The organism is Acinetobacter vivianii (genome assembly GCF_014635885.1).
In the GTDB taxonomy this organism is placed as follows: domain Bacteria; phylum Pseudomonadota; class Gammaproteobacteria; order Pseudomonadales; family Moraxellaceae; genus Acinetobacter; species Acinetobacter vivianii.
Window position 1 is genome coordinate 67,825 of record NZ_BMDR01000010.1, and the last position, 14,814, is coordinate 82,638.

The 14,814-nt window shown below is 40.8% G+C and carries 15 protein-coding genes; 14 read left to right on the forward strand and 1 reads right to left on the reverse strand.

Annotation, left to right across the window (positions count from 1 at the left end; all coding sequences use genetic code 11):
• Positions 1 to 71: 71 nt before the first annotated feature.
• From IEV36_RS16685 to IEV36_RS16735, 11 genes are all read left to right on the forward strand, one after another.
• A complete protein-coding gene (locus tag IEV36_RS16685; protein ID WP_005258135.1) occupies positions 72 to 1,325 on the forward strand; it encodes an MFS transporter in 1,254 nt (417 codons plus the stop codon).
• 1 nt (position 1,326) lies between these two features.
• Entirely contained in the window at positions 1,327 to 2,166 is an 840-nt protein-coding gene (locus IEV36_RS16690) for an ABC transporter permease (RefSeq protein WP_005258133.1), read from the forward strand.
• Positions 2,167 to 2,177: 11 nt separating this feature from the next.
• A complete protein-coding gene (locus tag IEV36_RS16695) occupies positions 2,178 to 2,966 on the forward strand; it encodes an ABC transporter permease (protein WP_005258131.1) in 789 nt (262 codons plus the stop codon).
• 12 nt (positions 2,967 to 2,978) lie between these two features.
• Positions 2,979 to 4,064 carry an ABC transporter substrate-binding protein gene (locus tag IEV36_RS16700; RefSeq protein WP_005258130.1) on the forward strand — a complete coding sequence of 362 codons (1,086 nt, stop codon included), beginning with the start codon at positions 2,979 to 2,981 and terminating at the stop codon, positions 4,062 to 4,064.
• Positions 4,061 to 4,891: an ABC transporter ATP-binding protein gene (locus IEV36_RS16705; protein ID WP_005258128.1), complete on the forward strand. Its 831-nt coding sequence runs from the start codon at positions 4,061 to 4,063 to the stop codon at positions 4,889 to 4,891. Before IEV36_RS16700 ends, IEV36_RS16705 begins: the two co-directional genes overlap by 4 nt.
• Positions 4,892 to 4,932: 41 nt before the next feature.
• Entirely contained in the window at positions 4,933 to 5,790 is an 858-nt protein-coding gene (locus tag IEV36_RS16710; protein WP_005258125.1) for an ABC transporter permease, read from the forward strand.
• Positions 5,791 to 5,806: 16 nt separating this feature from the next.
• Entirely contained in the window at positions 5,807 to 6,829 is a 1,023-nt protein-coding gene (locus IEV36_RS16715; protein ID WP_005258123.1) for an ABC transporter substrate-binding protein, read from the forward strand.
• A 138-nt stretch (positions 6,830 to 6,967) separates the two neighbouring features.
• Positions 6,968 to 8,095: a sigma-54 interaction domain-containing protein gene (locus tag IEV36_RS16720; RefSeq protein ID WP_005258121.1), complete on the forward strand. Its 1,128-nt coding sequence runs from the start codon at positions 6,968 to 6,970 to the stop codon at positions 8,093 to 8,095.
• 197 nt (positions 8,096 to 8,292) lie between these two features.
• Complete coding sequence (locus IEV36_RS16725) at positions 8,293 to 8,508, forward strand: TOBE domain-containing protein (RefSeq protein WP_005258119.1); 216 nt, start codon at positions 8,293 to 8,295, stop codon at positions 8,506 to 8,508.
• Between the two features lie 69 nt (positions 8,509 to 8,577).
• Positions 8,578 to 9,402, forward strand: coding sequence for an ABC transporter ATP-binding protein (locus tag IEV36_RS16730; RefSeq protein WP_005258117.1), 825 nt, complete (start codon positions 8,578 to 8,580; stop codon positions 9,400 to 9,402).
• A 176-nt stretch (positions 9,403 to 9,578) separates the two neighbouring features.
• Positions 9,579 to 10,511 carry a TauD/TfdA dioxygenase family protein gene (locus tag IEV36_RS16735; protein ID WP_005258114.1) on the forward strand — a complete coding sequence of 311 codons (933 nt, stop codon included), beginning with the start codon at positions 9,579 to 9,581 and terminating at the stop codon, positions 10,509 to 10,511.
• A gap of 29 nt (positions 10,512 to 10,540) precedes the next feature.
• Here the strand turns inward: IEV36_RS16735 and IEV36_RS16740 are convergent, their stop codons facing one another.
• The gene (locus IEV36_RS16740; RefSeq protein WP_004772738.1) at positions 10,541 to 11,158 is read right to left on the reverse strand and encodes a TetR/AcrR family transcriptional regulator; all 618 of its coding nucleotides are present in this window, start codon (positions 11,156 to 11,158) and stop codon (positions 10,541 to 10,543) included.
• Positions 11,159 to 11,645: 487 nt separating this feature from the next.
• Between IEV36_RS16740 and IEV36_RS16745 the strand changes: the two genes are divergently transcribed.
• From IEV36_RS16745 to IEV36_RS16755, 3 genes are all read left to right on the forward strand, one after another.
• Positions 11,646 to 12,605 carry a metal-dependent hydrolase gene (locus IEV36_RS16745; protein WP_005258113.1) on the forward strand — a complete coding sequence of 320 codons (960 nt, stop codon included), beginning with the start codon at positions 11,646 to 11,648 and terminating at the stop codon, positions 12,603 to 12,605.
• 296 nt (positions 12,606 to 12,901) lie between these two features.
• Positions 12,902 to 13,876, forward strand: a complete 975-nt coding sequence (locus IEV36_RS16750; protein ID WP_005258110.1) for a metal-dependent hydrolase — start codon at positions 12,902 to 12,904, stop codon at positions 13,874 to 13,876.
• A 39-nt stretch (positions 13,877 to 13,915) separates the two neighbouring features.
• Entirely contained in the window at positions 13,916 to 14,740 is an 825-nt protein-coding gene (locus IEV36_RS16755; protein ID WP_032863929.1) for an SDR family NAD(P)-dependent oxidoreductase, read from the forward strand.
• Positions 14,741 to 14,814: the final 74 nt, after the last annotated feature.

Sequence of the window (14,814 nt, forward strand, 5' to 3'; positions counted from 1 at the left end):
TCTGGATTGAGCTAAGGGCGTGTATGCCTTTGGCAAGCCAGTTTATTTGTTCACCATTTTAGGAATGACCTATGCGTCAGGAATCGGTTGCTCAGGCTGAATTGGGTCAGTGGCACTTTGTATTGGGCTTTATCGGCTTGGCATTCTGTGCAGGCTTGGGCATTGGTATTGCGAAAATCGTGACCTCTCTATATGCGGTGCAGTTAGCTGCGAATGAGTTTGAAATGGGATTGATTGCCGCAGTACAGAGTTTAGGTATTTTGCTGATTGGATTACCCATTGGTTTGTTAGTACAGCGACACGGGCCTAAGACAATGTTTGTGTTAGGAAGTTTTCTCGCAGCAGTGGTGTATGTCACGGTGCCGTTTTATCCAGCGGTTTGGTATCTGATCTTATGTACTTTCCTTGTTGGGCTATGTATGCCAATGCGGTTTGTTTCGCTCAATACGGTGTATATGCAGCATTTAAAAAGTATAGGCGCTGCTAGGGCGGGATGGTTTAGAGGCACGCATATGATGGGCTTCTTTCTGGTTGGTCCGTTATTGGCCGTGAGTTTAGTAAGTGGGGCTGGATTCTCAGATGCATTTTGGTGGATTGCTGGACTTTTTATTTTACCAATATTGTTTGCACCATTGGCCTTTGGATCAAACTCAATAGAGATCAGTCAAGCGCAACAGAACGAAGTCTTTAGCCTTACCGTAATTGCCAAGCAATTGGTTTTATTAAAACAAGATCAGGCTTTACGACGTACCAGTCTGATTGAGATGGCGAGCAATGCCGTGATGGCGTACTACGGTTTTTTCATCATTGTCATTGCAATCAAAGACTTTGGCTTGAGTGAAACGATTGCTGCCAGTTTGGTGACACTACAGGGCGCGGTGTTTGTTGTGGCCTTATTTACGACAGGTACTTTACTCGCACGCTGGGGGATAAAACGCTTTTATCAAACGGGTTTTGCCTGTGTTGCAGTAGCATCTGTGGCCTTGGGTATTCCCAAAGTTCCAGCGCTGTTGTGGATGGGTGCTGTGATTTTGGGTTTGGGGCTTGCAATGTTGCATATCGTTAATTTCACCATGTTTGCCAATGTGGGTGAACGCTTGGGAATGGCAAAGGTTTCTGGATTAACCGCAATGGCAGGACCTGCGGGGGCTTTGCTAGGAAGCATGGTAGGAGGTTGGCTAGGTCACTACTGGGGCTTACAGTCGATGTTTCTTATTTCAGCAGTTTTATTTGGCGGGCTGATCGGTTTTGCCCAGCAACTTACACAAGTTTTTACAGCACCGCCCGTAGAGATTGAAATGTATTCAGAAATAGAGGGTCAATAAAATGAGTAGCATCGAAACTCAATTAGAAAATGAACACACTTGGCAACGAATTAATTTAGCCCCTTATTTCAAGCAAATCGGTATATGGGCAGTTCGTATTTTATTGGCTTTGGTTTTACCTGCGATCGCTTTAGCGGTTTGGCATTATGCTTTTCAGAAGCAATGGTTACCTGAACAAATTTTGCCAAGTCCTGCCGTGGTTTGGCAAACCACCTTAGAACTGATCGACACGCATGAGTTACAGGATAATTTATGGATTAGCTTAAAACGGGTTGCTTGGAGTGTCTTGGTGGGCGGCAGCATCGGTTTGTTATTGGGTTTTCTGATCGGTTTATCACGTCTCGCACACAAGTTCATTTACCCAACTTTTAATCTGATTGCGCAATTTCCAGTGATTGGCTGGATTCCATTACTGATGATCTTTTTGGGTATTGATGAAAGCTTAAAAATTGCAGCGATTTCACTTGCTGTATTTGTACCTGTGTTGGTTGCGACTTATCGCAGTGTCCTGAATGTTCCTCCGCATTTATTAGAAGTCTCGCAGGTGTATAGCTTTAGTGCGTGGCAGCGATTTCGTCGTGTCATTTTGCCTTCTGCTTTGCCCAATATTGTCAGTGGTTTACGTCAAGGGATTATGCAGGCGTGGTTATCCCTAGTTTTTGTCGAACTATTAGCCAGTAGTGAAGGGATTGGTTACCTGATTGTGTGGGGAAGGCAATTGATTCAACCCGACATTATTTTTATGGCTGTCATTGTGATTGGGATGGTGGGTTTTGTTCTAGATCATATTTTGGGCTGGGTAGAGCGCTGGTTTAGCCATTGGCAACGCAGTGCATTTTAAGGGGATTGAATATGTCTATTACTTCTACATCCAAACCAAGATTTAATTTCAATTATTTAAACGTTTATGGTTTGGTCCTCCCAATTGTTTTCATTGTGTTGTGGGCGATCGCATCCAAGTTGAATTGGGTCAATCCTAAACTCATTCCAGCACCATTTGAGGTGGTGCAGATTGCAATTCATCAATTTCAGCAGCAAGAGTTTTGGACAGGTTTAGGCGCGAGCCTGTTCCGTGATCTGACCGGTTTTGTGATCGGCAGCATTCTGGCCATTATTTTTGGCATTGCCGTTGGCGTTTCACGTTGGGCCAATTATTTATTTTTACCCAGTTTTAATGTCTTGCGACAGATTTCTTTGTTTGCATGGTTACCGTTAATCACCACCTTTTTGGATTATGGCAATAGCGCGAAAATTTTATTCATTGTGCTCTCAGTTTTTTATCCCGTGGCTTTACATACCATTGATGGGGTCAGACAAATTCCACTGCATCAATACGAAGTTGCCAAAGTCTATCAATTCAATGCTTGGCAGACCTTGAGCAAACTGATTTTACCTGCGGCAGCCAGCCAAATTTTTTTAGGTTTACAACTGGGTTTGATTTTCGCTTGGGTAGCGACCATCGGGGCAGAGTTTCTGTTGGCAAACTATGGTGTCGGGCTGGGCAATATCGTGATTCGTGGACGGGCTGCTTTAGATGTTGGTCTGATTGTATTTGGTTTAATCGTGATTGGTTTTATCGGTGTGGCGTGGAAGAGCTTAGCTAACTTAACTGAGCGTCGTATTTTGGTTTGGCGACGTTAGGAGAATAATAAAATGAAACAACAGAATTTTCGGCAATCTTTCAAACGGCATTTTAAAGCGCTTGGGCAGATTAGCGTATTGAGTTTAATGGCAATCAGTCTCATTGCATGTAGTAAACAATCAGATATTCCACCCAAGCAGGTGCATGAGCTTCGTTATCAATCCTTGACCAGTGTGGTTTCATTACCAGAACTGGCTGAAGACTTGGGCTATTTAGGTGATCTAAAGCTGAAATATGTTGGCAGTGTGCAAGGTGGTCCTCAGGATTTACAGGCACTCACGACGGGCGACGTGGATGTTGCAACGGCTTTTGATGGCGCAATCATCAAGCTCGCAGCAGCAGGAATTAAGATCAAGGCCGTAGTTGCCTCTTATGGTAGTGATGACAAAAGTTGGGTCGGTTATTACGTTCCAAATAATAGTCAGATTCATTCTGCGCGTGATTTGATCGGCAAAAAAGTGGCTGTAAACACATTGGGTGCACATTACGAATTTGTTTTAAAAGACTATTTGGCACGTCAAGGTTTAAGCAATGACGAAATCAATCAAGTGGAATTTGTGGTATTGCCACCCACCAACACAGAACAAGCCTTACGTGCAGGGCAAGTGGATGCCGCAGCGCTGGTTTCTATTTTTCAAGACAAGGCCTTGGAACGTGGCGGTTTAAGAAAATTGGTCTCAGACACGGATCTGTACGGCAGTTTTACCGCAGGCAGCTATGTCTTTACCGAGAAATTCATCCAGCAGCATCCTGAAGTGGTCAAGCAATATGTAACAGGTGTTGCCAAAGCCGTGGAATGGACCAAGCAAACACCACGAGAACAGGTGCTCGCCCGTTTTAAAAGCATTATTGAAAAGAGAAAACGCAATGAAAGCGATGTGCTGATGCAGTACTGGCGCAGTTATGGAGTGGTCAGTCAAGGCGGATTGTTAAATGCAGCACAATATCAAGGTTGGATTGACCTATTTGAAAAACGTGGTGAGTTCAAACCCAATCAGGTTAAGGCAGATACTTTATTTACCAATCAATTTAATCCCTACGCAAGTGAAAACAAAAATGTAGCTGACGATCAGCACAGTAAGGAGCATACGCAATGAGCACAAAATTAAAAATTGAAAATGTTTATAAGTCTTTTGCTGCCAAAAAAGTCAAAGGGACAAAAGTTCAGGCCGAAGATTTTGTGGCAGTCGAAAATTTATCTTTAGAGGTTAAGGCAGGTGAGTTTGTTGCCATTGTTGGTCCGAGTGGATGCGGAAAATCAACCTTGCTCGATCTTTTGGCTGGTTTAACGAGACCCAGTTCAGGTCAAATCACCATTGATGGGCAAGCCATTAAGAAACCTGGTTTAGATCGCGGTATCGTCTTTCAGCAATATGCTTTATTTCCGTGGTTAACGGCTATAGAAAACATTGAGTTTGGATTGGACGCAAAAGGTGTTGATAAACAACAGCGTTATCAAACGGCAAAGTATTTCTTAAATCTGGTTGGGCTTTCGGAGTTCGAACATCATTATCCCAATGAACTTTCGGGTGGCATGAAGCAGCGGGTCGCAATTGCACGCAGTTTGGCCTATGACCCTGACATTTTATTGATGGATGAACCTTTTGCTGCACTCGATGCACAGACCCGCGAAACTTTACAGGCTGAATTGGTCAAAATTTGGCAACAGACCCAGAAGACCATCATTTTTATTACACATAGTATTGATGAAGCGATTTATTTGGGACAGCGCATTGCCATTATGACTTCACGTCCCGGACGCATCAAACAGGTGATTGAAGTACCAGCTGAGCTAAGAAGCGATCAGGAAGATGTTCGTTCTAGCCCCGAATTCAGCCAACTGCGTCATCAGATTTGGAGCTTGTTACGTGAAGAAGTATTGAAAGCTCAAGAGCAGGAAAAACAAAAGCAGTTGGTCGCTTAAACACAATATATTTTAAAAATTAACAAGAAGTAGAGGTGATTATGTCGAGCACAAAAGAGACATTAACGTTTCCAAAAACAATTCAGTCCAGTTCAATTTCTTCTCCACCTAAGATCAGTTCTTTGGGGGATGGTTTTAATCTAAGCTGGCTTTCCAGTGGTTTTAAGCGTTCTGCTGCAATCTTACTGTTTTTGGCCATTTGGGAAATCGTACCGCGGATTGGCTTGGTCGATTCCGCTTTCTTGCCAGCATTTTCCACCGTGTTGCTCAGTGGTTGGGGCTTGATTCAAAATGGACAGCTCTTGACGCATTTGCAAGCCAGTTTGATTCGTTCGATCAGTGGCTTTATTTTTGCGATCATTATTGCCATTCCTTTAGGTTTGGCGATTGGTTGGTACACCCGTTTTTCTGAATTTTTGAGTCCTTTATTGGAAGTCTTCCGAAATACGGCTGCTTTAGCTTTATTGCCTGTATTTATTCTTTTTCTTGGGATTGGTGAGAGTTCGAAAATCGCATTGGTCACTTATGCCTGCACTTGGCCCATCTTGCTGAATACCATCAGCGGTGTTCGTAATGTTGATCCATTGTTGATCAAGTCAGCACGAACCATGGGACTGAGTTCCATTCAGTTGTTCCGTAAAGTGATTTTACCTGCCGCGATTCCAACGATTTTCGTAGGTGTACGTTTGGCAGGTTCATTCTCAGTGTTGATGTTAATTGCCGCAGAAATGGTTGGGGCAAAAGCTGGTCTGGGTTATCTGATTAATTATGCGCAATATAACTTCCAGATCCCCGAAATGTTCTTTGGCATCATTAGTATTACCACGATTGGTTTATTGTTTAATTACAGTCTGCTTGCGATTGAAAAGCGTTTGACCGCGTGGAAAACTGAAAGGTAGTCAGGAGCACATCGACATGTTTAAGCAAGGCTGGGGAAAGCATCTATTTGATTTGAGTTGTATGGTGACAATGTCACTCATTTTGTTGGGATGTACAAAATCAGCATCTAAATTGACCACAGTCGATGGACTTGAATCTTTAGAATTTAAATATTTAGGTTCACCGGGCGTGGTTACACCATTGGAATTGGCTGAGGATTTAGGTTATCTCGCACCAATCAAATTAAGCTATCAAGGTGTTTCTACAGGAGGACCACAGGGCATTCAATCGGCTTTGTCAGGTGATAGTGATATAAGCAGTCCAAGTTTTGCGGGCTCAGCCGTTAAAATGGTGGCTAGTGGTGTACCGGGAACCGTCATCATTGCTGCCTACGGTACTTTTGATGATCCTTTTGCTGGTTATTATGTACTGGAAAGTAGCCCAATTCATTCAGCCAGAGACTTAATCGGTAAAAAAGTCGGAACTAATATTCTAGGCGCACAAGTGGAATATATGCTCAAAACCTATTTAAAAAAAGGAGGACTTAGCCCTGAAGAAATCAATCAAGTAACGCTAGTGGTCTTGCCACCAGGTTCTTCAGAGCAAGCCCTAAGAAATGGTCATGTGGATTTAGCGCCTTTGACAGGACCATCAATCGAACGGGGTGGGGTACGTCGCCTTTATCGGGATTATGATCTGGTCGGCGATTTGACGACTGGTACTTATGTCATGGCAAATCGTTATATTGCGGAACATCCGAATACTACCCGTAAAGTGGTAACGGGCATTGCCAAAGCAATTGAATGGTCTAGACAGCAACCGAGAGATCAGGTGATTGCACGCTTCGAGCAGATTCTAGCAAAGCGTAAACGTCCTGAAAATAATGCGATGCTAAAATATTGGACACAGTGGGGCATTCCAAGTACTGCTGGAGAGTTTAAAGACGATGATTTTAAAATATGGGTGGATAATTTAATTGAAGAAGATCAGTTAAAACAAAATCAGATTGATTATAAAAAGATATATAGCAATCAATATAATGCATATAGCCAAAATTAAATTATTTTTTTAGTCTAATTAATGGGTGTTTGTTTCTATTTTAATAAATGGAAATAACAAAGGTGAATTATTGATTTCTATTTAAGTAAATAGTCATGCAAGATAACTTCTCTTTTAGAATAATAGGGAAGTAAATGCATGTCATTCATTACTTATCCACAAAATCAGACTTTAACGCGAACTGAGCGTGCGACAGCCATGGTTTTTGAAGATCAAAAATCAAGAGATTTGCTGGATCGCATTGAACAGATTGCACCTAGTGAGGCTAGCGTTCTGATTATTGGCAATACCGGGACGGGTAAAGAACTGGTGGCACGTCAGGTACATATGATGAGTCAGCGTAGTCGTGGTCCTTTTGTGGCAGTAAATTGTGGTGCATTTACAGAATCATTGGCTGAAAGTGAGTTATTTGGACATGAAAAAGGCGCATTTACAGGCGCAATCAATAGCAAGGCGGGTTGGTTTGAAGCGGCTAATCACGGCACACTGTTCTTGGATGAAGTCGGTGATTTATCTCCAGCGATGCAGGTGAAATTATTACGGGTTCTGCAAGAGCGTGAAATTGTTCGTGTCGGTTCACTCAAGCCAATTAAGTTGAATGTCCGTGTGATTGCGGCTACCAATGTCCATTTAGATGAAGCAGTTCAAGCAGGCAAGTTTAGAGAAGATTTATTTTATCGACTGAATGTGGCACTGCTTAAAGTTTCACCTTTGGCAGAACGTCCTGGCGATATTTTACCATTAGCAAATTTTTTCATTGCCCAGTATTGCAAACGTTTGGGTTATCCAATAGCGACACTGAGTCCAAGTGCTGTTCAGAAACTCTTAACCTATGGCTATCCGGGTAATATTCGTGAACTGGAAAATGCCATTCATCACGCCTTACTGGTTTGCAAGAACCATCAAATTCAGCCGACTGATTTTTGCTTTGCATCCTTATCCAGTAGTTTGAATTTACGACAGATTTCTGATTTAGAGAAGAGTACGCAAACTATTCCAAGAACAGATGTATTGCCTAAACAAATGTTGCAGCATGCACTTCTGAATTTATTTGAGTCCTCTCATGCCTTGAAAAATGAAAATCTAGATCGCTTGATTGAAGAAGCAACGATTCGGATCGCTTATGAATATTGCCATCGCAATCAGGTCCAAACAGCTAAGCTGTTGGGGATTAGTCGGAACATTGTGCGTGCAAGATTGGTCAAATATGGGTTAGTGGGAAACGATAAAGTGGTCAATATTATGTTGGAAGAATTATTGGGTTAATTGAAATCAATAATCAGGTGATAGGGTTCACCTTTTTATTGGTTGAAAAATCACTTTTCTGAAAAAATAATAATCAATGATTAAAAATAAATATAACTTTTTAATCAAAAAATATTCAAAAATAATAGTTCTAAATATTCATGCTTTACCTAATATGGTGGTACATAATTTAATAAACAGATGCAAAGTGGTGAAAGATGAGTATTCCTCAAATTAATGTGCGTAATCAGTTTCGTGGTGTGGTTAAAGAGATTGTTGAAGGAAGTGTAGTTTCTGAGGTGGATGTAGAAACACCTGCGGGAGTTTTTACTTCAGTGATTACCACGCGATCAGTGAAAAATCTAAATTTAGAATTAGGGAGTGAAGTCATTGTTTTAATTAAGTCTACAGAAGTTGCTTTGGCAAAACTATAGAAAGGCATATCGAAAATATAGTGAAAATTATTTTTAGTATATTTTTGATTTCTATTTTAGGGGGCTAAAATGACATCATTAAATGTGGGCACAGTAAAAATTAATCACCTCAATAAATCATATGGGCAGTATCAAGAATATGCCTTAACTGTATTGGATGATATTTCTTTAGAGATTAAAGCAGGAGAATTTGTCAGTATTGTCGGTAGTAGTGGTTGTGGAAAATCTACTTTATTGCGTTTACTGGTCGGTTTGGATGATCAATTTGAAGGTAAGATTTTAGTCGATGGACAACCGATTCGAGGCACCAGTCTGGAGCGCGGTATCGTCTTTCAAGATCATCGATTATTTCCTTGGTTGAATGTACAAGATAACATTCGGGTTGCATTATTAAATAGTAAATTAACGCGTGCTGAACAGGATCAATTGATTGATGAACATATTGAATTAGTCGGCTTGAGCAAGTTTAAAGATGCTTATCCAGCACAGCTTTCAGGGGGAATGAGTCAACGTGTTGCGATTGCAAGAAGTCTGATTAATCGACCTAAAATTTTGTTGTTGGATGAACCTTTTGGCGCATTGGATGCACTCACACGTGCCAATCTACAAAAGGAATTACAACGGATCTGGCAAACTGAAAAAATTACCATGATTATCGTGACCCATGATGTCGAGGAAGCCGTTTTCCTTGGTGATCGTGTTGTGGTAATGCAACCCAATCCTGGTCGAATCAAGCGGATTGTTCCTGTTCATTTGCCGCATCCACGTGTTCGAGAAGACGTTCGACTTGCGGCGATTAGAAATGATATTTTGACAGATTTTAGTCATGCAACTAAAGATCATTTAATTATCCCGCCTATTAAAGATTTTAATCAATTCCAGTTTGCTTGGTAAGCCCAAGTAAGCTGATTTTTATAATCATAAAAACAAATAAATTAATATAAAAATATTGGTTCTTGTATTTTAAAATTTGCATATATTTAAATGGATCACTAATTTTTGTGATTGGGGGATTGTGAATAAAGCCCAGCGCTTTAAAAATATATAATGAATGATCTATAGGAAATAAAATGACCGTACTCACACAACTTTCAGCCGCAATTGAAAGTGCTCCACGTTGGCATGAATATAAGAAACATAGTTTAGATACTGTACAGATTACACCTATTGAAGGTGCATTGGGTGCAGTTGTGACTGGGCTAGATGCAAGTAAACCTCAAAGCGGGGAAGTGATCCTCAAGCTGAAAAAGGCATTGCACGAACATTTAATTCTGGTTTTCAAGGCACAAGATCTAGAAGACAATGACTTACTGGCCTTTGCAAGTTATTTTGGCGGGATTTTCCGTCCACCAACAGATGTTCCTGTATTGGCAACGCGGAATGATACCAATGCACCACCCGATATCGTGCCCGTATCCAATGCGGTTGGAGAGGGGGATTATACTGGTCATGGGGAACTTACCCCGCATAGTGATCATCACTGGACCCCACAGCCTTCTAGTGGATCTTTACTTTACGCAATTGAACTTCCAAAAGATGGCGGCGCAACCAGTTGGTATAACACTGTTCAGGCGTATGAAGACCTTGATCAGGAAACCAAAGACGAAATCGAAGGGCTGCAACTGATTACTTATAATCCATTCTTGCGATTAAAGGATAAAAGCCCGATTCCCAAATATCGCTTCTCTGATCAACCTGTAGTAGGCGCTGCATTTCCCCATCCATTGGTCCGTACGCATTCTGAGAGTGGTCGCCGTGGTATTTATCTGGATGCACAAACAGAAGTTGAAGTTGTCGGGTATGATGACAAAAAAGGTGCTGCATTGATTGAACGCTTAAGAGCGCACATTGTGCAACCTCAATATCGTTATGAACATCAGTGGGAAATTGGAGATATTGTTTATTGGGATAATCAGTTGACCTTGCATTCGCGGACCGCTTTTCCTGCCGAGCAACGTCGTTTACTGAAACGTGTCAGTTTGGCAGGTGCAAGACCATTCTAAAATGAAACTGAGCCAGTGAAAGCTGGCTTTTAATTTCCAGCTTTTGCCAATTCTGCTTCGATATAACTAATAATCATGGTACTTAGACCTTTGACCATTTCATCAAAGCTGATTTGTGGATTTGGCAAGATCAAGTGTCGAGCGACATTAAAGATACTACTATTAATGCTGATATAAGCAGTCACACTAAGATTATTCACCTTCAAATAACGAGGATGGCGAATCATATATTTCATTAATACTTCCATCAGCGCCATTTCGATCTGACCAATATATTTTTCGTACTTGAGTTCAGTCGCATAGCGAAGGCAAATCAGATAACGATCATCATCACGCGTCAGCAAGTCCCTAAAGGTATAGAAAATCATTTCGAATAAAGGTTCCAGCTCTTGCTCGATAATGATAGGCGTCAGCTCTTTCACCATATCCAGAACTTCTTTGACAAAGGTTTTTGCCATCGCATCATAGATTTCTTCTTTATTCTTGAAGTATTCATACAGCGAACCAACACTTACACCTGCAATATCAGCAATATGCCGTGTGGTGGTGCCGCTGGTACCGTTGGTTGCAACTGCAATAAAACCTGCTTCAATAATGGTGTCTACGGTCACTTTCGAACGCGACTGACGTGGTTTACGTGTAGCCATAAAGTATTATTATTAAAATCCGAACATAACTTCAGATTAACATGTGCAGCAATTGGTTGAAAGTGTCAGTCCAGTAATCCGAACAAATAAAATTACAAGTTTTTTAAATTTGTTTTTAATCCTGTAATAAATAAGTATACCTGAAATGAAAGCATTCAATTTTTAGAAAATATTAATTTTAAATTTTAATTTAATATATTGATAATTATATATAAAAATATTTTTACATCATAATGAAAGATATTTTTAGAGCAAATTTCCTTTAAATCTGTTTTGTAGAAAATTGAAGAAAAATCATAAAAATTACCCGAATTGAATCCGAACATAAGATCGGTTTACAGTTGCTTTATACGAGGATCAGGTTCAAGAAAATCTCCCGAATATTTTTTCGTACATTCCTGTCAGTTGGGACAGTCGAAAAGAGATGAACCAGACGAAAAGAATGTAAAAGGGCAAATGACGCTCAAGTGACTAGGTAGGTGTAGCCATGATTAGCAGCACATTAAGGAAAGGTTTAAGCTTATTTAAATCGAATCCAATAACTGAGCAAATCGATTTTGCGAGTAAAAAAAGTATTCCAATTCGTCATTTAGCAATCGGATTTGAAGGCAAGGAAGTTGATTTATCATTCTATATGAACAATCAATTCGCAACGATTTTTTTCGCTACGCTTTCTGTATTTTTAACTTATGGCGAAGATCTGGTGATTGAGACAGCACGTCATCATCGTGACTTACTCAAAGATCCTGTTTTAAAACAACGTGTCACTTCATTGATTGGACAAGAGGCGATTCATTCAAAATTACATAATGAATTTAATGATGCGATTGTTGAGCTAGATTACCCTGTAAAACTGTATCGCTTTCTGGGCGAGCAATTCTTTGAATATATTTTCTTAAAATTTCCGCAACCTCTAAAACTTTCTCTCATGGCGGGGATTGAGCATTTCACCGCAGTATTAGCTGAATACATGATGGAGCATGAACAGAACTTCTATTTCTCGGATGATGCCAAAACCCGTGCTTTATGGATGTGGCATATGCTGGAAGAGTCAGAGCACAAAGATGTTGCCTATGATGTCTATCAGACATTGAATGGTAATTATGCGTTACGTGTTTCAGGCTTCTTCTTGGCTTATTTCACGATTTTAGGTCTTATCCCGTTCTCAGCAACCTTGGTGCCTATTTTCCGTAAGCCACAAGAAATGCTCACTACAAAATTCTGGAAAGATGCACGCCGTGGAGTGAAGCTGATTTTCAGTCCGAAAGATGGCGTTTTTGGTAGTACCCAAGGTCGTATTTTTGATTATTTACGGACTGACTTTCATCCAAATGATCATGATGCTTCAGCTTATTTTGCCTACTATGAGAAGAAGCTTTTATCAGAGGGTGGTACCTTACATCCATTCTTTGTAAAAGAGTTCACACCTAAAGTACAGGCAGCTTAATCACAGGATTGATCAAGGGGCAGCAGAGCTTGCATTTGTATGGATATGTCGAGTTGGCAAAATCGCTCATGTGGATATGAGCAATTTGGTTCTAGTCATATTTGATCTGTGCACTATGCTGTCAGAAACTTACCTAATAAGTCGAGTACAAAAGGCTTATTAGGAGAAATGACGCAGCATTGACTTAAATTATTTAAGGATTGAATCAAGTAAAATTGCAGAAATAATCTTATAGACAATTTTATTTTCAATCGATGTGCTGTTGTTGGACTTTTATTCTCTCTGGGGATCAAGCCATGGTTGCTCAAATGATTCGAAATGTCTTTTCAGACAAATTAAGTACGAAATATCAGGGGATTATTCAGAACCTAGCAAATAAATCACCCATTCCAATTCGTCATTTTGACTTTAAGTTTAATCCGTCAGAACTAGATGAACGATTTTTCTTAAATAAAGAATTAGCAACCTCTTACTTTCATGCCTTATCCATTTTCTTGACCTTCGGTGAAGATGTGGTGATTGAAACGGCACGTCACCATCGTGATTTTATTGATGATCCGATTTTAAAACAAAGACTGACTTCTTTGATTGGACAGGAAGCCATTCATTCAAAAATACATAATCAGTTTAATGACGAAGTGCTGAAAGAAAATGGCTATCCAGTCGAGTTGCTACGTGCGATTGCTGGCAAGGTGTTTGATTATGGGATCTATAAACTTCCACAGTCTTTACAGCTTTCATTGATGGCCGGCATTGAACATTACACGGCTGTGCTTGCTGAATTTATGATGCAGCACGAAGAATATTTACTTGGCTCACAAGATGAAAGACAACGTGCCATGTGGATGTGGCATATGTTGGAAGAGTCAGAGCATAAAGATATTGCCTATGATGTGTTCCTTGAGTTGTCTGGTGATTATTGGCTCCGAATTACAGGTTTCCTGTTGGCCAGTTTGACGATTTTAGGGGGTGTTTCACTAGGTGGTTATCTGATGCCATTTGTACGGAAACCAAGCAATCTGATTAATCCTCGCTATATGAAAGATATTGTGGAGAGTACCGCGTTGTTATTCGGTAGTGAACGTGGCGTGTTCGGTAGCAGTTTCATGCATATTCTTGAGTATCTGCGTCCAAGTTTCCATCCCAATGACCATGATACGACAGCGTATATGGCGTACTACAAAGAGCGTTTACTGAATCCTGAAACAGGATTATTAAGCCCTTATTTCCTTAAAGAGTTTGTGCCACCTGTACGTGCAGCTTCTGCATAACTTGGTCCAAGTCAATATGATATTGCTGGGAAAACAATGATGAGATTATTTGCGAAGAAAACCAAGCCAAGCCAAAAAGCATTTGCTGTGGTGACGGGTGCAGGAAGCGGGATTGGTCGTAGTTTTGCGCTTGAATTGGCGAAACGTGGCGGCACTGTGGTGTGTTCAGATATCAATTTAGACGCAGCCAAAGAAACTGTAGCGCAGATTGAAGCGCTTGGTGCGAAAGCATTTGCGGTGAAATGTGATGTTGGCAATGCCAAGCAAGTGGAAAAGCTGGCAGAACAGGCTGAGCAATTGATGCAACATCCAACCACATTGGTCATCAATAATGCTGGTGTTGGTTTAGGCGGCAAGTTTGATGAAACTTCGCTGGAAGACTGGAAGTGGGTCTCTGATATCAATTTATGGGGCGTTATTCACGGCTGCCATTATTTCGTACCTAAGTTTAAACAGCTCGGTCGTGGTGCGATTATCAATGTTGCATCTGCGGCATCTTATACGGCTGCACCCGAAATGACAGCCTATAACGTGACTAAAGCGGGTGTACGTGCATTATCGGAGACGCTTTCTGCCGAGCTTCGTAAACATAACATCAAGGTAAATGTACTTTGTCCAACGCTGGTACCAACCAACATTATCAAGAATGGCAAAGTCCCACATAAAGGGATTCTGGACTATGCATTGACTAATCTGGCGTTTACCACCAGTGAAAAGGTCGCAAAGCTGACGCTAGACCGTCTGGATAAAAATGAGCTTTATACCATTCCACAGATTGATGCCAAGTTATTCTGGCTCATGAAACGTACGGCACCAAATTTATATGCAAAATTTTTGGGCACATCATATCGATTTATGAAATAACCCTGATTAAGCAACAGAACTGAAAGAGTGAAATAAAGAGAGAACCTGTTGGTAATCAACTATTTAAGCTACAT